16 protein-coding genes, 1 tRNA gene and 1 pseudogene are annotated in these 19,896 nt (G+C 59.1%); 7 read left to right on the forward strand and 11 right to left on the reverse strand.

The window, feature by feature from the left end:
• Nucleotides 1-10: 10 nt before the first annotated feature.
• Nucleotides 11-1,159, reverse strand: coding sequence for a DUF1611 domain-containing protein (locus HD598_RS05395; RefSeq protein ID WP_183664335.1), 1,149 nt, complete (start codon nt 1,157-1,159; stop codon nt 11-13).
• A 153-nt stretch (nt 1,160-1,312) separates the two neighbouring features.
• On the opposite strand from HD598_RS05395, the gene HD598_RS05400 reads away from it, so the two are divergent.
• Complete coding sequence (locus HD598_RS05400; protein ID WP_183664337.1) at nt 1,313-1,615, forward strand: hypothetical protein; 303 nt, start codon at nt 1,313-1,315, stop codon at nt 1,613-1,615.
• A 121-nt stretch (nt 1,616-1,736) separates the two neighbouring features.
• Here HD598_RS05400 and HD598_RS05405 read toward each other — a convergent pair whose 3' ends face one another.
• Entirely contained in the window at nt 1,737-2,264 is a 528-nt protein-coding gene (locus HD598_RS05405) for a hypothetical protein (protein WP_183664339.1), read from the reverse strand.
• 64 nt (nt 2,265-2,328) lie between these two features.
• On the opposite strand from HD598_RS05405, the gene HD598_RS05410 reads away from it, so the two are divergent.
• The 4 genes from HD598_RS05410 to HD598_RS05425 all read left to right on the forward strand — a co-directional run bounded on the left by HD598_RS05410 (nt 2,329) and on the right by HD598_RS05425 (nt 6,220).
• Complete coding sequence (locus tag HD598_RS05410; protein ID WP_311538966.1) at nt 2,329-3,747, forward strand: phosphomannomutase/phosphoglucomutase; 1,419 nt, start codon at nt 2,329-2,331, stop codon at nt 3,745-3,747.
• Between the two features lie 54 nt (nt 3,748-3,801).
• Nucleotides 3,802-4,338 carry a hypothetical protein gene (locus HD598_RS05415; protein ID WP_183664343.1) on the forward strand — a complete coding sequence of 179 codons (537 nt, stop codon included), beginning with the start codon at nt 3,802-3,804 and terminating at the stop codon, nt 4,336-4,338.
• A gap of 80 nt (nt 4,339-4,418) precedes the next feature.
• Entirely contained in the window at nt 4,419-4,874 is a 456-nt protein-coding gene (locus HD598_RS05420) for an RrF2 family transcriptional regulator (protein ID WP_183664345.1), read from the forward strand.
• Between the two features lie 161 nt (nt 4,875-5,035).
• Entirely contained in the window at nt 5,036-6,220 is a 1,185-nt protein-coding gene (locus HD598_RS05425) for a globin domain-containing protein (protein WP_183664347.1), read from the forward strand.
• 745 nt (nt 6,221-6,965) lie between these two features.
• Here HD598_RS05425 and HD598_RS05430 read toward each other — a convergent pair.
• The 5 genes from HD598_RS05430 to HD598_RS05450 form a co-directional block, all read right to left on the reverse strand.
• The gene (locus HD598_RS05430) at nt 6,966-7,925 is read right to left on the reverse strand and encodes an ABC transporter substrate-binding protein (RefSeq protein WP_183664348.1); all 960 of its coding nucleotides are present in this window, start codon (nt 7,923-7,925) and stop codon (nt 6,966-6,968) included.
• A 32-nt stretch (nt 7,926-7,957) separates the two neighbouring features.
• Nucleotides 7,958-10,015 (reverse strand): ABC transporter permease, encoded by a 2,058-nt coding sequence (locus tag HD598_RS05435; RefSeq protein ID WP_221244599.1) that lies wholly within the window; start codon nt 10,013-10,015, stop codon nt 7,958-7,960.
• The gene (locus HD598_RS05440) at nt 10,012-11,088 is read right to left on the reverse strand and encodes a quaternary amine ABC transporter ATP-binding protein (protein ID WP_183664350.1); all 1,077 of its coding nucleotides are present in this window, start codon (nt 11,086-11,088) and stop codon (nt 10,012-10,014) included. Before HD598_RS05440 ends, HD598_RS05435 begins: the two co-directional genes overlap by 4 nt.
• A gap of 659 nt (nt 11,089-11,747) precedes the next feature.
• The gene (locus HD598_RS05445; RefSeq protein ID WP_183664352.1) at nt 11,748-12,293 is read right to left on the reverse strand and encodes a PadR family transcriptional regulator; all 546 of its coding nucleotides are present in this window, start codon (nt 12,291-12,293) and stop codon (nt 11,748-11,750) included.
• Nucleotides 12,294-12,440: 147 nt separating this feature from the next.
• Nucleotides 12,441-14,282: a phosphoenolpyruvate carboxykinase (GTP) gene (locus HD598_RS05450; RefSeq protein WP_071894172.1), complete on the reverse strand. Its 1,842-nt coding sequence runs from the start codon at nt 14,280-14,282 to the stop codon at nt 12,441-12,443.
• A 312-nt stretch (nt 14,283-14,594) separates the two neighbouring features.
• Here HD598_RS05450 and HD598_RS05455 point away from each other — a divergent pair.
• Nucleotides 14,595-14,668 (forward strand) — tRNA-Arg (locus HD598_RS05455).
• A 279-nt stretch (nt 14,669-14,947) separates the two neighbouring features.
• Complete coding sequence (locus HD598_RS13725) at nt 14,948-15,145, forward strand: hypothetical protein (protein ID WP_271394420.1); 198 nt, start codon at nt 14,948-14,950, stop codon at nt 15,143-15,145.
• A gap of 144 nt (nt 15,146-15,289) precedes the next feature.
• Here HD598_RS13725 and HD598_RS13730 read toward each other — a convergent pair.
• The 4 genes and pseudogenes from HD598_RS13730 to HD598_RS05475 form a co-directional block, all read right to left on the reverse strand.
• Nucleotides 15,290-16,369, reverse strand: a pseudogene (locus HD598_RS13730) (recombinase family protein); the annotation flags it as partial.
• Nucleotides 16,370-16,784: 415 nt separating this feature from the next.
• Nucleotides 16,785-17,435 (reverse strand): hypothetical protein, encoded by a 651-nt coding sequence (locus tag HD598_RS05465; protein WP_206348530.1) that lies wholly within the window; start codon nt 17,433-17,435, stop codon nt 16,785-16,787.
• Between the two features lie 110 nt (nt 17,436-17,545).
• Complete coding sequence (locus HD598_RS05470; protein WP_183664354.1) at nt 17,546-18,037, reverse strand: single-stranded DNA-binding protein; 492 nt, start codon at nt 18,035-18,037, stop codon at nt 17,546-17,548.
• A 73-nt stretch (nt 18,038-18,110) separates the two neighbouring features.
• Entirely contained in the window at nt 18,111-19,877 is a 1,767-nt protein-coding gene (locus tag HD598_RS05475; protein WP_183664356.1) for a type IV secretory system conjugative DNA transfer family protein, read from the reverse strand.
• Between the last annotated feature and the right edge of the window lie 19 nt (nt 19,878-19,896).

Raw genomic sequence — 19,896 nt, forward strand, 5'->3', positions numbered from 1 at the left:
GTCTACCTCGTTAGGCGCGAACCGCGAGATCGTCGATGATGCCCTGCGCTACTTCTGCGTTGCAGAGGTCGTAGGTGTTGATGAGCTGGACCGGCAGGACGGACTGCGCTTCCGCGCTGGCAAGTGGGGATGCTGTGACGAGACCGGATACTGCGGCAACGTTGACCTTGGCGCGCTGCAGCACGTCGAGGCCGGCGACAGCTCCGAGCGCATCAGCGGCGGCGAAGATCGTGGCGTCCACGAGCGAGGCGTAAATGGGATCGGCGAGCAAGCGCGAGGTTTCACCCTGATAGACACCGTCGGCGATTTCAATGACGACGACGTCTGGTGCTGTTCCGTCCACAGCTGCGGAAAGCTCTTGGATCATGGAGGAGAGAAGTCCGCGGACGGTCTCGTAGTCCAGGAGGAACGTGGTGGGGTACCCGAAGTCGGTGAAGTCAACGACGCGGGTGGCGCCGCCGTCGTGGAAGAGGTTTGGGTCATTTCCGGCGCCGGTGCCCGTGGCCTTGCCTGCGGCAACGTTCAAGCCGGCGTTCGTGAGTCCGTTGACGAGGCAGCCCAGCGTGGTGGACTTGCCGGAGTTCATGGACGTACCGAGGACCGCGATGACGCGAGGGCGGGCGGATCCGACGGCGTTGACTACCGCAACTGATGGCGCATCCACCGACAACGGTGCGAAGCGGGACAGGTTCACGACGCCCTGTTCGTCCGCCAAAAGACCGATCGGCTCGATGGCGGTGGCAGCGTCGATGCTCGCGTGCATCTCCTTGACCGCTCCTGCGATGCCGCCGCCGGCGATCAACGAGCAAGGTTCAAGGGATTCAGGCACGTACGCCAAGAACTGGTCCGGAGCGTAGCGGTTACCGTAGGCCACCATGATTTCCTGGCCGGGGAACAGCAACTGGCGGCGGGACACGGGGCTTTCAAGGCGGGCGTGCTTACCGATTTCGGTCACGCGGGCAATGACGACGTCGCCTGCTTGCGGCTTGATGCTGTCACCGGAAAGAAGGTGGTAACCGGTGGCATCTTGGTTGATGCTTTCGGCCACGAAGCGCGTGGTGTACGCCTTGGGAATGCGAGCCAGACGGGCTGGAGCGATGGGCTCGCGGTATTCACCGTCAAAGGCGTTCGAGCTGAGGTCCATAAGCGTTGAAGTCATCGTTTCTCCCAAGTGCTTGGCTACCCCTGTTCGGAGCGGCTCTCCTGATGTTTTGCTGACAAATCAACGGTAAAAACCCCAGATGAGCCGAAGATGAGAGTTTGATGATGCGAAAATGAGAAGACTCGAAAAGCCCCTCAACGTAAGGAAATCATGGCCTCGCTTCCAGCTGCCGCACTCACCACTGCAGGACTCTTGGGCGGTTTCGCCACGGCTCGCGCCACGAAAAACCGTCCGCTCGGCGGCGCTGTTCTGGCAGCAGCTGGCGCCGGCGCGTTCGCGTTCTGGAAGAAGGACGCCGGAGTTCCCGCTGCCATTGGATTGACGGTGTTGTACCTCGGTGCGTTCGGCGGTTCACACCCGCTCGCGAAGAAGATCGGCGCCTGGCCGGCAGTCTGGACGGTCACGGGCGCCACCGCAGCCGCATCTTTGTTGTTGCCGAAGAAAAGGGCCTAATCAGGACAACGGACGTGTAGCTGACCTAAGACGTTCAGCTGCCGTAAACAGTAAAAGCGCGCACCAACGCCGTAGCGAAGGAGCGCGCTTTTACTGTTTGTACTTTGTTGTTGCGCGATCTCTAGCGCTTGGAGTCGTCGTCCGAGTTTGGGGTCTCAGAATCCGTGCCCGTTTCACCGTTGGAGCGGCGTTCTGGATCATTCGGATTGGACGGCAGGTTTTCAAGTCCGGACAAATCAGAGGGGATGATGATTCCCAAATCCTCGAGGTTATCTGGCGTTTCCGTAGTTTCTGCAGCGGAGGCTCGAGGTGCGGATTCGGCTGGGCTCGACTCTGCAGCGACGCCAGTCTGTGGCCGGAACTCCTGCGGGAACTTGGCCATTGCCTGCACCGCGTAGAGAGCCTCTTTGTAGCCGGACTTCGTGGCGTTGTGGTAAGCCTGCGCGGCTTGGATGAGCTCGCCGCGAGCCAGCATTCGGTACACCTCTTGATGCTGCTGTGCGTTGAGCCCTGATGCGGCTTCTCGAGCGCGTTCGGGCGTCATTGCTGCCGCCATCTGCGTCGCATTCTTCTTGCGAACAGACTGCAACCAGAAGTACAGCAGGGTCAAAATGAGCAGGGGCACTAGGACCCACAAGAGAGTTTCCACTCTTTAAGTGTAGAAAGCCCGGAATAATCGGGGAAATCGGTGGCGCGCCACTAGGATGAAACTTGTGACTTCCATTGATCTTTCCCTGTCCTTTAAGGCTTACGACGTCCGTGGAATCGTGGGCGAATCCATCACCGCTGAGACCGTTCGGGCCGTGGGTGCAGCGTTCGTTGATGTCCTTGGGCTCTCCGGCCAGACTGTCCTGGTAGGCGGCGACATGCGTCCTTCCTCCCCTGAGTTTGCGGAAGCCTTCGCTGACGGCGCCGTCACGCGTGGCGCTCACGTCAAGATGTTGGGTCTGATCTCCACGGATGAGCTGTACTTCGCGTGCGGCACCTTGGAAGCAGCGGGCGTGGTCTTCACCGCGAGCCACAACCCTGCCGCGTACAACGGCATGAAGATGGCCAAGGCTGGCGCCATCCCCGTTTCTTCTGACACGGGACTGTATGAGATCCGCGACGCGGCGCAGAGCTACCTCGATTCCAGCGAAGAAATCCCAAGCATCAGCGAGGGCCCGCACGGAACTATTGAGCACATCGACGTGCTCGCAGATTACTCGGCCTACTTGCGCGACCTCGTGGACCTTTCCGGCATTCGCCCGCTCAAGGTGGTTGTGGACGCAGCAAACGGCATGGGCGGCATGACAACCCCCGCCGTCTTGGGTGACACGATCCTTCCTGCTCTTCCGCTCGAGATCGTCCCGATGTATTTCGAGCTCGATGGCACCTTCCCGAACCACCCAGCCAACCCGCTGGAGCCAGAAAACCTCCGCGATCTGCAGGCTGCGGTCAAGGAAAACGGCGCAGATATTGGTCTAGCCTTCGACGGCGACGCCGACCGCTGCTTCGTGATCGACGAAAACGGCGACCCCGTCTCGCCTTCTGCTATCACCGCCCTCGTGGCACGCCGCGAGATCGCCCGCGCGAAGGCGCTCGGCGAAGAGACCCCTGTCATCATTCACAACCTCATCACCTCCCGCGCGGTGCCTGAACTCGTGGAAAAGGACGGCGGCCGCGCAGTAGTGACCCGCGTGGGCCACTCCTTCATCAAGGCAGTCATGGCTGCCGAGGGAGCCGTCTTCGGCGGCGAACACTCCGCGCACTACTACTTCCGCGACTTCTTCAACGCGGACACCGGCATGCTTGCTGCGATGCACGTTCTGGCCGCGCTCGGCGCTCAGGATCAGCCGCTCTCCCAGCTCGCTGACGAATACGAGCCGTACGTAGCCTCCGGTGAAATCAACTCCGAAGTCCAGGACAAGGAATCCGCCGTCTCCCGCGTGCTAGATGCGTGCTTGGGTCAGGACGTCACGGTGGAATCCATGGACGGAACCACCGTTTCCGCAGTAGACGGTTCCTTCTGGTTCAACCTGCGCCCGTCGAACACTGAGCCGTTCCTGCGGTTCAATGGTGAGGCGAAGGACCGCGAGACCATGGAACGCGTACGCGATCAGGTCCTCGCCGTCGTCCGCAACGAAGGCTAACGCCTAACGCAACCCTGCGTCGTCGTACTGAAAAAATCTCATAAAGGAACACCCGTGAATCATTCCGAGCAGCCATCCTCCCCAGAGAACCGCTTGGCGGAACTGAACGACGAAGCCATCGCTGACCTGGACAAAGTCATGGGAACCGCCCTCGGCGTGGCCCGCGAGCAACTCGAGTCCGCGGGCGCATTCTTGCCCTTCGGAATTGCGCTGGAGAAGCCGGGCATTTCCGCCGCGGAAAATTCAGGACAGGACGACGACGCAGCTACCGTTGGCGAGCTTCGCTTGCTGGCCGTCCAGCCCACCGAGGATCCGGAAAACCCGGATGCGGATCTGGATGCCGACGCGATGATGGATGATCTGGTGGCGCTCATGCGCGAACAGGAAGACCTCTACCTCGCGGTGGCGCTGATCTCTGATGTCACGTTGCTAGAGGAAGACCGCGACGCCATCCACGTCAACGCAGAACACCGCGACGGCGGCGCCGTGGGTGCCGTGTCCGCCTACACCGCGCCCGCAGAAGAGGACGCCGAGTGGGTCTTTGACGAGCCTCAAGTGGACAGCGCCGAACGCCTCGTCTGGACCGACTAAACGCCTAGTCTGACCGGCGCCTTTGCTTGCGACTTTTCTTGCGCGATGCCGCATTTGCCTGCCCGCGAGAGAATAGAAGCGTGAAACTCAACGCTTTTGGAGACGTGTGCCTGCGCACCCTCATGCTGTTGGGCGCCCAGCCGGAGTCGCAACTGACCAGCCGGGAGATCGCAGAAGCCATCGGGATTCCCTACAACCACGTGAGCAAGGCCGTCCTTGAGCTACGCCAACGCGGGGCTTTGGAGGTCGCCCGAGGACGTGTGGGCGGCGCTCGCATCACCGCTGCAGGGCTTCAGCTCACGGTAGGCGAACTGCTTCGCAGCCTTGATCATCAGCCGGACATTGTGGACTGCGTCTCCGGCGATCACGTGTGCCCGCTCATCGCCGGATGCCGCTTGCGCGGCGCGCTCAACCGTGCGCGCGAGGCCTTTTATAGCGAGCTGGACGGTTTGAGTGTCGCCGAATTATCCGCCACACAAACCCTTGGTGCACTCCCCTTCCCAGCCATCCGACGTCGTGAAGATGAAGGACTCTAGAGAATTTCAGGCGTTTCGTTAGTCACCAACTCGCGTTATCGCCTCCTCTTTTTGAAGCATTGCGTCAGTCGTTGACGCTCAATTTGCACTCAACTTCTACGGGGAGTAGAAATGATTCTAAATCTTGCATAACAAATGCAAGATACTTTGAAGGAGTCATCATGCTTTCCGATCAGTCCCGTCCCATCATCGAAGCCACCTTGCCTGTGGTTGGCGAGAACCTGCCCGAAATCACCAAGCGTTTCTACGCACGGATGTTCGCGAATCGACCAGAGTTGCTCGATGGCGTTTTCTCTCGCGCCAACCAGAAGAACGGCACCCAGCAGCAAGCGCTCGCCGGTTCGATTGCCGCCTTTGCGACCATGCTCGTGAACAACCCGGGCACCCTTCCGGAAAAGGTGCTTTCACGCATTGCCCACAAACACACCTCGCTCGGCATCGTTGAAGAGCAGTACCCCATCGTTTACGAAAACCTCTTTGCTGCCATCGTTGAGGTCCTTGGCGATGCCGTAACTCCAGAGGTCGCCGAAGCGTGGACCGAGGTTTACTGGCTCATGGCAGACGCTCTCATCAAGATCGAAAAGGGACTGTACGCCGAGCAAGCCAATGACAAGATGTGGGCCGACTGGAAGATCACTTCCAAGTCCGCAGTCAGTGACGGCGCTATCGAATTTCGCCTTACCCCTGCCGATGACACCCCAGTCACCGTCGCCAAGCCGGGCCAATACGTGTCCGTACGCGTTCGCCTTGAAGACGGACTTCGCCAGGCGCGCCAGTACACGCTCTCAGATAGCATCTACTCCTCCACAGAGCGCGTGTTCACCACCAAACTGGATGAGGGAGGCGAAGTCAGCCCGTTCTTGCACCGCAATCTCAACGTCGGCGACGTCGTGGAGCTCTCCAACCCGTACGGCGAGATCGTCTTAGACGAGAACGAGACCGCACCATTGGTCATCGCGACCGCAGGCATCGGCTGCACGCCAAGCGCATCGATCTTGGCCGCCCTCGCCGCACGCGGCTCTGACCGCGAAATCCTGGTGCTCCACGCAGACCGCAATGAAGACAGCTGGGCCCTCAAGCAGCAAATGCTCGAGTCCATCGAGAAGCTCCCGAATGCACGCTTCCAGTTGTGGCTCGAGGACGCCGAAGGTGCTGCTGAGACGCTGGATGTTGCCGAAGGGTTCATGAATCTTGGCGACGTGAAGCTCCCCGAAAACGCCAACATTCTCCTATGCGGACCGCTTCCATTCATGCGCGCAATACGCTCAGCGGCTATTGAGGCGGGCGTTCCGGCAACCAACATTCAGTACGAAGTCTTCGGCCCAGACCTCTGGCTCGCCGCCTAAAGACTTATGGGAACTGTTGGCAACTTCGCTATAGGGCATGGTTGCCAACAGTTTTCGTTTGCCCTCCTCCGTGAGTTGCCAAGTTAACGCCGTGCTTGGCTCCTCAACGGCGTTAACTTGGCAAATCGATTCCGGGTTGAGGCCCGAGGCCTGAGACCTGAGACCCTGTGGAACTCTCCAACCCGAACGGAGAGGTCAAGTTTGACGGCGAACGAGACGGCTCCAATAGTCACGTCCACCGCCTGCCTCGGATGCACGCCAAGCGCCTCGATCCTGTCTGCCCTTGTCGATCTTGCCGGCTCTTGTCGATCTTGCCTGCTCTTGACGACACTGCCTGCTCTTGTCGACACTGTCCGCTCTTGTCGATACTGTCCGCTCTTGTAGCTCCAGCCTGCTTTTGCCGAGCGCAACTCGAAACGCAAAGTCCTGGTACTCCACGCAGATCGCAGGGAAGACAGTTGGGCGGCTATTGAGGCGGGCGTTCCGGCAACCAACATCAGTACGAAGTCTTCGGACCCAGACCTCTGGTCGGCTGCCCAGGAACCCCTCAAGAAAGAAGTGAGGCGAGGTGAATTGCCGCCTTTTCTCTGGACGCAATCCACCTCGCCTCACTGTTGTTTTACTTCAGGTGGGTCTGAAGGGAGCTTCTCGATCCGCAGGGTTTTTAGCTTTCCCAGCGTTCTAGCTTAAGAAGGTGCCAGTCCCGCAAAGTTCTAGCTCAAGAAAGTGCCAGCTCAGCAAAGTTCTAGCTCAACCAGGCTTCGACCTTGTCTGGGTTTTCGCTAACCCACTTCTCAGCTGCCTCATCAGGGGTCATTTTGTCCTCGGTGATGTATTGAGCCACGGTGTTCTGATCCTCGTTGGTCCACTGGAAGTTCTTGATCAAGTCATAGGCAGGGCTGCCGGACTCTGCGAACTTCGTCGAGACAATCTTGTTGAGTTCATACTCGGGGTAATCGCACGCGACCGTAGCCGGGTCAGCATCGCAGCCCTCCGTATACTCTGGCAGGTCAACCTTTACGAGAGGCAACTCCGCCAAGAACCACTGAGGCTCATAGAAGTAGCCAAGGATCGGCGTCTTGTTCTTTTCGGACTGACGGAACGCCTGAATCAAAGCCGTCTCAGAACCCGCGTAAACCACCTTGTAGTTCAGATCCAGATTCTTGACCAAAGCTTCGTCGTTGGTGACGAACGATGGATCGCCGTCGAGCAACTGACCCTGGGATCCAGATTCTGAGGTCTTGAAGAGGTCGGCGTACTTGTTGAGGTTCTTGTAGTCCACGATGTCCGGGTACTTCTCTGCCATCCACGGTGCAACGTACCAACCAATGACACCCTTGTTGCCAGTCAAACCGGCGTCTTGGGCGGTTTTCTCAGTGGTGATGTACTTCTCGACGAGATCTGGGTGGCCCCAGTTCTCAACCACGGCATCTACTTCTCCGCTGGCGAAGCCTTGCCAGGCAACTTCTTCCTTGAGCGTCTTGTACTCGACGTCGCAGCCAAGCTTTTCCTTAGCAACGGTTCCGATCACGTGAGCATTTGCCTCATAACCAACCCACTGGTTGATGGCAATGTTGACGGTTCCACAGTCTGCAGAGCCGTCGGCTGCCGTTGACGAAGTGGACGAGATGTCCCCGCCACCGCAAGCGGTCAGAGCTAGTGCTGGGATGACAAGGGCCATCGCAGCGTATTTTGCGCTAGTCATTTTTTTCATGATTCTCCTGAGACAAAAAGCGGTCAGCTAGCCGTACGGAAAGCTGCGTATTTGGTAATTCGATCGAGAAGGACACCAAGTGCTGTGATGGCGATGCCGGCCGCTAGGCCCTTACCGAAGAGCTGTCCTTGAGAGAAGCCGGAGACCACCAGGTAGCCCAGACCACCTCCGCCAACGAGTCCTCCGACAACAACCATTGCAAGCACGTACAGCAAGCCCTGATTGACTGCGAGTACGACCGCCTTTCTAGACATCGGCAACTGAACTTTCATGATCATTTGCCCGGCAGTGGTTCCCATAGATTGGGCTGCTTCGATCGTGGTGGTCGAAACACCCCGGATTCCGTCAGCGATGAGCTTCGTGGCGATCGGGACGCCGTACACCACCGCAGCAGCGATGGCGGTGAAGCGAGTCGGTCCAAAAAGCGCCAGGGCTGGAACCAAGTACACGAATGATGGGATGGTTTGGAAGGCGTCCAAGATGGGACGAACGATGGAGTCGGCTAGCTTGCTTCGCCCCATCCAGACGCCGAGTATGGTGGCGACGATAACCACCAGCAAGGTGGCAACGAGTGTGGTCGCGAGAGTCTTCATGGTTTCGTTCCATAGACCCGTTCCAAGGATCACCAGCTCGCACACCACGGTGATAGCAGCCGCACGCCATCCGCCAGCAATTGCTGCGATGGCAATGATCACGAGGGCCATCACCCACCAAGGGGACTGTGCCAAGAGCGATTCCAGGGGGTTGACCAGCGTCGCGGTAGTGATGTTCTTGAATGCTTCCGTCACCCCGGAGAAGGTTTCAACGGTCCAGTCATTGAACGATTGAATGATTGCGGCAAGAGGTTTGCCGAAGTTCGGAGAGCTAGGGAACTTTGCGAGCGTCAGGTAATTATGTGAAAGGTACACGGCGACGAGCGCTACCACTGCGCCAATCAGGACGATCATACGACGACGCTGCGCGCCTCGCTTTTGCGATTCCTTACTGCCACGGCGAACTCGAGCCGCGATGCTGGATCGCTCCGATGCAGCCGTAGTGGTCCGGTCAAGCATGATGGCCATCAGAACAATCGCCAGGCCAGAGACGAAGGCCGAACCAACATCGAGGGCCTGCAGCGCTTGAAGCACAGGGGCACCAAGGCCCGGGCCGTTGATCAATGCGGCGATCGTCGCCATGGACAACGCGGCCATGGTGCACTGGTTGATTCCCACCACGATGGTTCGTTTGGCCAGCGGCACTTGGACCTTGCTGAGCGTCTGCCAGGGGGTGGCACCCATCGAGGTGACGGCTTCGAGCGTGCTCGGCGAAACACCACGGATTCCGTGTTCAGTGATTCGAACCAGCGGCGGCAACGCATAGATGAGGGTTGTTACGACGGCGGCCGCCGGGCCGATTCCGAAAACGAGCGCCAGTGGTGCCAAGTAGGCGAACGACGGCAGCGTTTGCATGACGTCCAAGATGGGCGACATGATGGCGGAAAACCGCTTGGTGCGCGCCATGAGAAGTCCCGTTGGAATACCGATAATCACGCAGAGAAGCACCGAGATGAAGGTGATGATGAGCGTATCGATGCTCTCTTCCCAGTAGCCGAAGAAGCCACAGAGCAGGGTGAAGACGGCAACGAGAAGCATGGAACGAACGCCGGCCAGCGCAAACGCTAGCCATGACAACAGGGCTACGACGCCGAGCCAGCCAACTTGAGGCACCGGCCTTCCGCCAGAAGCTTGGCTGAAGAGGTTTTGCAGAAATTCAACGACCGCATTCAGGCCCTGAGTGATGGGAGTAACCACGTATTGGAAGAAGAATGAGCTGTCGCGCGAGGCATCAAAGGCGTCACGAAGACCGTTGAGCCACACATGGAAATCTGTTCTTTCGGCACCGCCAAGCTCAAGGGTTTGGACGCCTCGGAAAGCAATCCATACCAGCACCCAGAGGACCACAACAGCGGCGAGAAGAAGGGACTTCCTGTGCCGCTTGGCAGCCGGAATCGTTGCTGCGCCGCCATTTTTGGTCTCAGAGGTGATCGGCTCTTTGCCTTGTACCGTCTTCGAACCTGCCGGCCCGGTGGCTATGACACTCACTTCGCGTCCTCTTCAGCTACGACGACGCGGAGAATATCGTCGTCATCCACTAGCCCTAAGAACTGGTCACCTCTGAACACCCGCACTGGATGCTCCGAGCTGAGAACTTGACGGGCTGCGTCCCTCACAATGCGGTTCGATTGCATGATGGGTCCGTCGAGCGATTCATTCTCGCGAGGTGGTCGAACCACATAATCCAGGGTCAACACATGGGACTTGGGTATTTCGGAAACGAAGTCGCGGACGTACTCGTCCGCGGGATTGGCGACTACTTCGGCCGGAGTTCCGATCTGCACGATTTCGCCATCGCGCATAATAAGAATTCGGTCACCCAGCTTGAGCGCTTCTTGCAAGTCGTGGGTAATGAAGATCATGGTCTTCCCCATTTCCTCGTGCAGACGCACTACCTCGTCCTGCATGTCCCGGCGAATCAGCGGGTCCAACGCGGAGAAAGGTTCGTCGAACAAGAGCACTTGGGGGTCTACAGCGAGTGCTCGAGCGAGGCCTACACGCTGTTGCATACCGCCGGACAGCTGGTCGGGGAAGGACGCCTCATAGCCGGAAAGGCCCACTAGGTCGATCATCTCTTGGGCTCGGGCCAGGCCCTTGGCCTTGTTTTCGCCGCGGATTTCCAGGCCGTACGCGACGTTATCCGTCACCGTTCGGTGTGGGAGGAGACCGAACTGCTGAAAGACCATCGACATGTGAGTTCGGCGGAGGCTTTGCAGCTTCTCTTTTCCGGCCTTCGTGATGTCTTCACCGTCGATCAGGACGGTGCCCGCGGTGGGTTCAATCAGTCGCGTCAAGAGACGGACAAGCGTCGACTTTCCGGATCCAGACAAGCCCATAATGACGAAGACCTCGCCACGGGCAACGTCAAAGGAGATATCGCGAACGGCAGCTAGGCATCCAGTTTTTCCTAGCAAGGCTTGCCGGCTCAGGCTCTGGTTCTCGGTGCCAAGAATTTTGTCAGCTTTCGGGCCAAAGATTTTCCACAAGCCCTCAACTCTCAGCGCCGGTTTGCCCGTAACCGCTATGTCCACCGCGTGTGGTGGAGCCGCCGTTTCGCTCATGATTCCTCCGAAAGTAAATGGCTTGTAAAAGTGACTTAGCCCGATGAGGTGATTTGGGTACAACAACTTCGTCTTCGACGGCTCTTTTGCCGCCAAAGACTAGAAGAAAAGTAATGAGAACTAGTTCAAATGACTATTTTTACTGCAGAAATCTTTATATATAAGTTGGATACTGAGGAAGGGCAAGGAATGCCAAGTCCATTCTCGCGAGACGAAAAGGAATTCGGCCCTGCCCCTACTTCAGGGAAACCGAGTCCATGAACCGCGCATGCCAAGGAACGTCTCGGCGCAACTCAACCACTTCCGCGCGCAAGGCATACTGCACTAGGAATGGATGACTCGAAGCGAGCGAATCAGTAAGCCGACCCGCACTCTTTGTGACGCCATTCATATGGTGATAGTACAGAGACGCAGAATCCAGTCAAGAGGCTTCCGAAAAAAGTCGCGTCACAAACGAACCGTTGAAACAATTCATTTCGCCTAGTCAAAGGCTGATTGATCCGCTCGGAGGGGCCCATCTGGAGTCCTGAGCGCGTAACATTTAACTTAAATATAACAAATATCCAGCCGATATAGCTCAAGTGAAGCTGTTCCTCGGCCCAAGTGGATGGCAAAACCGCCCATTGTTCTCAGCAACAAAAATGGGTGGGTTCTGAGAACTAGACGGGAAGGTTCTTGAGTTGCTTGATAGTGGATTTGATCCATTTGAGCTCGGCTTCAAGCTTGACGATGGAGGCCTCCAGCGTGGCCGCCATCAGGAATGAGCGGCGATCTCCTGCTCGTGCTGCGGCGTCGCCGAGTGCCTCGCGTTCGGCGTTAAACTCAGCAATTTCGCCCTCTAGCGAGCGAAGGCGCGCGGTGAACAGCACTTCAAGTTCTTCCGGCTCCAAGAGGCCCGCGTTAAAGACGCGGATGAGGAAAGGCTCACGGACAGCTTGTTTTTCATTCGGTCCCAACAGCCACTCGCGCAACACCTCACGACCCTTGTCCGTAATGTGATGCTCTTGCCGATCTGGAAAGTTATGTCCTCGGACTACCTTCACGTTGGCCAAACCATCATCAACCAGACTTGCGAGCGTGCGATACACCTGAGCTTTATCAGCGCTCCACAGGTGGGAGATAGACGTGTCGAGGTGCTTCTTCAAGTCATACCCCGTCATGGGAGAGAGCTGAAGAAGACCTAAGAGAACATGAGGAAGCGCCACCCCCATATTGTTGCCTACCCCTAGGTGTATTTGCACCCAAGACACGAAAACCGGGACCGAGAGCAGAAATCCCCTTACCCAACCCCAACGCAACGATGCCCGGCCCCAGGGAGCCGAGCATCGTCGTCGTACTAACTAAAAAGCGAACTACTTAGCGCCCAAGCGCTCCTTCAAGCCCGCAAGCTCAGACTGAAGCGAGGCCGGCAAAGAATCGCCGAACTTCGCGAACCACTCCTCGATGCTCGCAAGCTCGTCAACCCACTCAGAAGCGTCGAAACGGGTTGCGTCCTGCAGTGCGTCCTCGGAGAGGTCAAGACCATTGAGGTCAAGCGCGCCTGGAGCCGGAACGAAACCGATCGGCGTCTCAATAGCCTCAGCCTTGCCCTCAATGCGCTCGATAGCCCACTTCAATACGCGAGAGTTCTCGCCGAAGCCAGGCCATGCGAAGCCGCCATCGGCAGTGCGGCGGAACCAGTTCACCAAGAAGATCTTCGGAAGGCGCTCAGGGTTAGCCTTCTGCGAGATGCGATCCCAGTGGTTGAGGTAGTCGCCGGCGTCGTAACCGATGAACGGAAGCATTGCCATTGGGTCGCGGCGCACAACGCCGACCTGACCCGCAGCAGCAGCCGTGGTCTCAGAAGACAACGTGGCGCCCATGAAGACACCGTTGGACCAGTCGCGAGACTGGGTCACGAGCGGAATGGTGGTCTTGCGGCGGCCACCGAAGAGGATGGCGTTGAGCTCAACGCCGTTTGGCTCGTAGTACTCCTTAGCCAGCATGTCGATCTGATCGATCGGCGTGCAGAAACGGGAGTTCGGGTGAGCAGCAGGCTCCTTGGACTCCGGAGTCCAGTCATTGCCGCGCCAGTCCGTGAGGTGCTCAGGAACTTCGTCCGTCATACCTTCCCACCACACGCCGCCGTCATCCGTGAGAGCAACGTTCGTGAAGATCGAGTTGCCCTTAGAAATAGCCTTCATAGCGTTCGGGTTGGTGGACCAGCCCGTGCCCGGAGCCACACCGAAGAGACCAGCTTCAGGGTTCACGACGCGCATTTCGCCCTCGTGGCCCAAACGGATCCAGGTGATGTCATCACCTAGGGTCTCTGCCTTCCAACCAGGAATGGTTGGCTGCAAGAGCGCGAGGTTGGTCTTGCCCGTCGCCGAGGGGAAGGCGCCAGCAACGTGGTAGGCCTTTCCTTCAGGAGAGGTGAGGCGAAGAATGAGCATGTGCTCAGCGAGCCAGCCCTCATCGCGAGCCATCACAGAAGCAATGCGAAGCGCGTAGCACTTCTTACCCAGCAGGGCATTTCCGCCGTAGCCGGAGCCGTAAGACCAGATGGAGCGCTCTTCAGGGAAGTGAACAATCCACTTCTCCGTGTTGCACGGCCACGCAACGTCTTCCTGGCCCTCTTCAAGAGGTGCACCAACGGAGTGGAGTGCCGGCACGAAGAAGGCATCCAGCTCTTCCATCTTGCGCAACACGTCCGTGCCGATACGCGCCATGATGCGCATCGAAGCAACAACGTAGGCGGAGTCAGTGATTTCGACGCCGAACTTAGGATCCTCAGCATCGACGTGGCCCATCACGAATGGGATCACGTACATGGTACGGCCGCGCATCGAGCCATCGAAGAGGCTCGTGAGCTTGGCCTTCATCTTGGAAGGCTCCATCCAGTTATTGGTGAAGCCAGCGTCGCGTTCCTTCTCAGAGCAAATGAACGTCTGCTCTTCAACGCGCGCAACGTCTGCAGGGTCAGAGAACGCTGCAAACGAGTTCGGGAACAACTCAGGGTTAAGTCGCGTCAACGTTCCAGCGTCAACGAGTTCTTGCGTGAGCCGATCCCATTCCCCTTGGCTGCCATCGACCCAATAGACCGAGTCTGGCTTTGTCAGCTGGGCAACCTCGTCAACCCATGCAGCCAGCTTGGCGTGGGTTGTGTGTGCCGCCCCTTGAGCGTCAAGGACTTGTTGATCGGAGCTCTCGCTCATATCCGTTCCCTTCATTGGGTGAATACGTGTGCTATCGATGCTATTGCTGCAAATGCTTCGATTCCGCCAGGTTTAGCTGATCTACGGCGTAAAAGCGGACGGAATGGACCTGCAATCCGCACCAATTCGCAGAAAACCATCTTATCTGATGTGAGTAAGGTCACGTAGACCGGTCTAACTATGTTTCGTCACCCTGTAACTTCCGCGGAATTTCAAGGAAGTTAATACTCGAACATAGGGAGACCGCCGATTTGTGGAGTGTCAGAAACCTGTGTATAGTTATTCGAGTTCGCCGGTCAAAACGGTGAATATGCGCCCATAGCTCAGCTGGATAGAGCGTCTGTCTACGGAACAGAAGGCCAGGGGTTCGAATCCCTTTGGGCGCACCCAATGTTCGACGTTCGAAACTGCGACACGTTAGTGCGTGTCGCAGTTCGGCCGTCGGTCTCCGCTCCGTCGCCCTGCTCGCTCCACGCAGCCGCTCCGCGCTGCACTTCCGGGTCGAGGATTACGTTGAATGGCTTCGCCAGTTCACCTTTTATCTCTTTGTGCTCGCCAATGCGGATGCGAGTAAAGAACGCCTGGTTCGCTAGGCGTCGATTCTGGTCGTCACACCCGGCGTAAATCCGCCCAATGTCGGCCGCAAGGTCAAGACAGTCATCGATGTGGTGCCGTGCTTCGGCGTAGTCGTTGTGGTGCTCTGCAAGACGGTCATCGATCGCGGCGACCTCAGCACGGAGTCGATCTTGGAACTTCGCGAACTGCTCCAAGCTCAAGGCATCTTTCAGGTGCGCTTCGAGGAGCCGGTCTTGCTCTGTGATGTTCTTTGCACGCCTGCGAGTGAGGTCGGCGACCTCGGTTGACGAGGACTTAGTGAGGCGGTCAAGTTCGTGGTGGAGCATGCCGCGCAGCGCATCCCGAGTAGCCGGCGTGATCTGCACACGCTGGTAGTAATCAACGATGAGCGCTTCGACGTCGGTCGTCAGGATCGCTGCTTGCGTGCAGTCGGTGCGCTTTCGATGACGACCGAGGCAGACGAAGTACGGGTAGATATCACCGTTGCGAGCTTTGGTCTTGTTTACCATCAGTCGCGCCCCGCACTGCTGGCAGAACACGCTGCCTTTGAGGTAGTGGTCGTGCTTCTGCGTGCGATCACCGGACGCGTTGTGCGAGGCGAGCACGGACTGCACTTGGTACCAGACTTCAGGCTCGACGATCCGTTCGTGGGCACCGTCGTAACGGACCCCGCGGTAGACGACGTCCCCTTTGTAGTAGGGATTCTGCAGCATCCGATGCACTGAAGATAGCGGGATCGACCTCGAAGGTCGTCGCGGGCTTGGCACGGAGATGAGCCCTCTGCCCAAGAGCTCAGCGGTCAGTTTCGCCAGTGAGTAGTTTCCGGCTGCGTATGCTTCGAAGGCCCACTTCACGAGCGGAGCACGTTCCGGGTCGAGTGCGACGGAGCGGACCTCACGGCCGAGTTCGTCGCGTTCGAGCGTGTTTAGGTATCCGAGTGGAGCCTTCGACGGGGTGCCACCGGTCATGGCTTTCTGGGTCATCCCTTTGACGACTTCGGTGGCGAGGTTTCGCGAGTAGAACTCCGCGATCGTGGACATGATGCCGTGGAGCAGCATCCCCGAAGGGGTTTCGTCGATGTTCTCCGTCGCTGAGACCAGCATCACTCCGGCTTCTTGGAGGGCGAAGTGGATGGCGACGTCATCGGCACGGTTTCGTGCGAGGCGGTCGACTTTGTGCACTATGCAGTACGCGACCCGGTGGGTTTTCACGTACTGGATCATGCGCTGCAAGGCAGGCCGGTCAGCCTTCTTCGCGGACTCACCCGCATCAACGAACTCTTCAATGACGACCGCCCCAAGCTGGGAGGCTTTGTGCAGATTCGCGTCCCGTTGCGCAGGGATTGAGAAACCTTCGTCCTGGCCTCCTTTCTCAGCCTGCTCTTTGGTAGAGACGCGCAGATAGGAGACGGCGAAGGCTTCGCCGGAGAGGGCAACTCCGAGCGGTCTTGTCGCTGTTCCGAGAGGAGATTGTTGACTCTGGGCTGGAGCCTGGAGGGTGCGAGCGCGCATGGCGGGCCACCTTTCACTCGACAGAAACAGAAATGGAAATGCCCTGCCAGCAGGTGCGTGCGTCGAGTGTGGTGGCTGCCGGCGATGAGCCTGGCGTCTGCGTTCCGGTTCGGTGAGGAGCGGTTCGCGTGTGGTTAGTGCGCGCCCCGACCGTTCAGGTTGGAAGGGCGTGTAGTTGTTCGATGGTACCTTGCGGTGCCAGTGAGTTACAGGTGCTGAGGAGATTTGAAAGATGACGGCGGCTTTGCGCCCTCACGCTGCTCGCGGGCTTCAGCGACACGTTCGAGCGTAAGACGGATAAACAGTTCCGTGAGGACCCCAAGGTCGGGCTCAGGCCTGTGAACTGCGTCGACGAAAAAGCGTCGCTCCGCGTACGGCACGTATCCAGTTCGGCGCTCATACCGCTTCGTACGGCTCATTGCCCGCGCCTCTCATCCTCTACTACTTTCCGAATGACCGCGTCCAGCTCTGCCAGCCGACCCGCAACCTGCTCGGCGACGAAGGAAGCGAAATCGTCCGTACGATCGGCCACTGGTCGTTCAGCCGTGTCGGGTTCGACCCAATCTTCAGCTTCCCCGCCGGGCCATGGCGTGACCCTGGTGGGTCGGTCGCGGTCAAGCCGAGTACCGGATATCGTGACCCAGTCGCGGAGGCGTTCCCGGGCGACAGCGAAGTCGTGATGCCAGGCAAGGGCCTGGTTCCCTTTGGCTTGCGGGTCGAAACAGAACAACCAGTGTTGCCTGAGTGCCGAGAGTTCCCACAAGAGTTCGGGGTGACGGTGCCACATCGGCGGCACGACCTGGGCGGGCAGGCCGTAGGTGTGACGGAGCCAGTCAACCCAGGCATTCAGGGCGAGGAGTTCGTGTTCGACATCATCAGGTGGCAGGGTGAGCCAGTTAATCGGACGAGGCACAGCGGCAAGCGTCGCGGCGAGGTCGTTCACGTAGGCCTGTTTCGCGAGCTGCCGGGTCTTCGCTTCGATCTCCGGAGGCAAGTCAGACAGGTCCACCCCATCGAAGTCAGGCTTTGGCTGGGGTAAATGAGGCGAGGTGTTATCGGGGTTCATGAGAAACTCCATCGGCGAAGAAGTCGTACGCACCGGGACAGTGCGCCAAGTAAGAAGTCGAGTGCGGCGACCAGATGGAGGTGTACGGGGTACTGGTCGCCGCACCCGGGTCATCGGGCCACGGCCTCGCGAGGAGGGGTGTTGTCGCGGGCAGCTGTGGCAGGTTCAGGGTCCAGCTGCGCTTCTCGCTCCGCGAGTGCCTGTTGCACTTGTTCCTGTACCGGGGCCTCCCGCTTTGCAGCGTCGCGTTCCGGGCCGGTGCGGTCAACCGTGTAGCGGGTGATGTTGTTGTCATGTCCGATTCGGGACGCGACAAACTGTTCTCGGTCGGCCCCTTCGTTGCCGGTGTATGTGCGGGTTTCACCCTCGGCGATGAAGTTGTCGCCTTTACGGAACTGCGCATGCGCGAGTTCAGCGGATTTACGGAACATCACGAGGTCAGTGAATGCCGGATCCAGGTTTGTGAAAGTACCGTCTTCTTCGAAGCGGGCCTGCGGTTGCCCGACACGCATATACAAACGCGCATCCCCTTTGCTGGTGAACGTCAGTTCCGGGTCGGATGCGATGAAACCCGAGAGGGATTCCTTCGTGCGAATAGTCATCAGCTTCACTCCTATCGATCATCGCCCCCGCGGAATCGCTGGGACTACCCGACAGGTACGATCCCGATCCGGACTATCTGGCACGGCCCTGAAGTGTCTGCTCGATCTCGGCCCGGTCGGTGCGGAGTTGCTTCGAGTCGGCGCGGTTCGGCCAAGGCCGCAAGTTCGTGATGATGGGGCGTGCGGTGCGGAGCATCACCACCCCGGTTCCGAACGGGAGCGTGCGCAGCACATCGGGTGGCAGGATCGGCACGCGTCGGATCGATCGCTGGCTCGAGTGCGCTCCGTACGCGTCGGTGGTAATGGAGTCGGTGGTTTCGTCGCGGTCACCGATGAGGGTGGCGAGGTCTTGCAGGTCTCTGCTGTTGGATGCGCCTCCGAGGATGATCTTCACGATGGAGGCGTCCCAGATCGCGTTGGCCTGGTTCTCGCCCCACTTTTCCCGCGCTTGGGCCAGCGACTGCAGCACCGGCAGCGGGGTGATGCCGGTGCCGCCGCCTTCCGCCATCAGCGTCGGCAGACTGGGTAACGGTGCGAGGTTCCCGATCTCGTCGAGCGCGAGCAGGAGAGGTGGGTCCATGCGGGCTCCCGGTGAGTGTGCGGCGATCTTCCTCGCGGTCTCGACGAGGTCTTCGATGAACGCCGCCACCAGCGCAGATGCCGCCCCAGCACCGGCCCCCGTCGCCAGTAGGTACAAAGTTCCGTTACCCAACAGGAATGATTCCGGGTCGAACTCTTCGCCCGGGGCTGGGCTCACCGCGTCAAGGACGCGAGGATCGGCCAGGGCGGAGAACGCGAGGGAGACGCCTTGCCAGATGGAGTCCCTGGTGCGTGGGTCGGCTTGCACCATCGCATCCAATGAGTCTGCCCATCCTTCCGCTGCTCCCGGGTGTGAGGAGAGGATCCGGACAGCATCGGCGGCGAGAGTCGGGTTTAGTGCCCACTTGTAGAGCGTTCTCGCGCCGCGCCCATCCAGTGCTGCCGCGTGCAGGAGTCCTTGGATTGCGGCAGTGGTCTTTCCTTCCCAGAATCCGGCATCTTGGACACCACCGAACCCGGTGGCCGTGGCAAGGCCTTTCGCGCGGATCATCGCCGTCAACGGGTCCTGGCAGCCCCTCACCGGTGACCAGCGCATCCCCGCGGGCAGTCCCGGGGCCAGCTGCTGCGGGTCGAAGACGGCAACCTTTCCCTTCCGTGCCCGCGCTTTCAACGTCGCGGTGAGATTGTCAGGGCGGGTGGAGGTTGTGATGACAGCACCGGGCGCGTCGAGAATTGCGTTGATGACCACATGCAAACCTTTCCCGGAACGGGGCGGACCGATCAACAGGATGCTGTCTTCAACGGTCGCCCACACCTGCCCGCCTTTGCCGGTGCCGAGGAGATATCCAACATCGGCAGGGACCGGCTTTCCGGTCAGTGACGGCCGCAGCGTTGCAGCCTTCTTTACCAGGGCCTTTGCCGAGGCAACCCGGGCGACCTCGGCTGCTGTTGCGGTGCCGGCCAACCAGTGCGGGTCGGTTTTTGAGTGGGCCTGGTGGATTGCCCGCCAGACGAAGAAGCCCGCCGTTCCGAGGATCCCGAGGAACAGGGCGACGATGACCCAGTAGAGGATCGGGTTGAGGCCGTCAGCACCGAGTGCTTTCCCTGGATCGGTGGGGGTGGCGAGAACGCTGACGCCGGAGGTGAACCCTTCGGTGGGTTCCGGCAGGCCACTGAGGAACGCTGCCACGCTGCCTGCGATTCTTATGAGTCCGGTGAAGCCGGCAGCGGCAATGAGGGTGCCGAGGGCGAGGTTGATGAAGAGATCGTTGGCGGGTTTCGCCTGCACAGGGCCAGACATGACGGGCCACCTTCCTGAC

The organism is Neomicrococcus aestuarii (genome assembly GCF_014201135.1).
GTDB lineage: Bacteria > Actinomycetota > Actinomycetes > Actinomycetales > Micrococcaceae > Neomicrococcus > Neomicrococcus aestuarii.

What these genes read in the sequence shown, in the direction of transcription:
- HD598_RS05430 (WP_183664348.1), bottom strand. Translation starts at nt 7,925, where the DNA reads ATGACTAGCGCAAAATACGCTGCGATGGCCCTTGTCATCCCAGCACTA.
- HD598_RS05470 (WP_183664354.1), bottom strand. Translation starts at nt 18,037, where the DNA reads ATGACTATTCGCACGAAGGAATCCCTCTCGGGTTTCATCGCATCCGAC.
- HD598_RS05450 (WP_071894172.1), bottom strand. Translation starts at nt 14,282, where the DNA reads ATGAGCGAGAGCTCCGATCAACAAGTCCTTGACGCTCAAGGGGCGGCA.
- HD598_RS05400 (WP_183664337.1), top strand. Translation starts at nt 1,313, where the DNA reads ATGGCCTCGCTTCCAGCTGCCGCACTCACCACTGCAGGACTCTTGGGC.
- HD598_RS05395 (WP_183664335.1), bottom strand. Translation starts at nt 1,159, where the DNA reads ATGACTTCAACGCTTATGGACCTCAGCTCGAACGCCTTTGACGGTGAA.
- HD598_RS05425 (WP_183664347.1), top strand. Translation starts at nt 5,036, where the DNA reads ATGCTTTCCGATCAGTCCCGTCCCATCATCGAAGCCACCTTGCCTGTG.
- HD598_RS05465 (WP_206348530.1), bottom strand. Translation starts at nt 17,435, where the DNA reads ATGAACCCCGATAACACCTCGCCTCATTTACCCCAGCCAAAGCCTGAC.
- HD598_RS05475 (WP_183664356.1), bottom strand. Translation starts at nt 19,877, where the DNA reads ATGTCTGGCCCTGTGCAGGCGAAACCCGCCAACGATCTCTTCATCAAC.
- HD598_RS05440 (WP_183664350.1), bottom strand. Translation starts at nt 11,088, where the DNA reads ATGAGCGAAACGGCGGCTCCACCACACGCGGTGGACATAGCGGTTACG.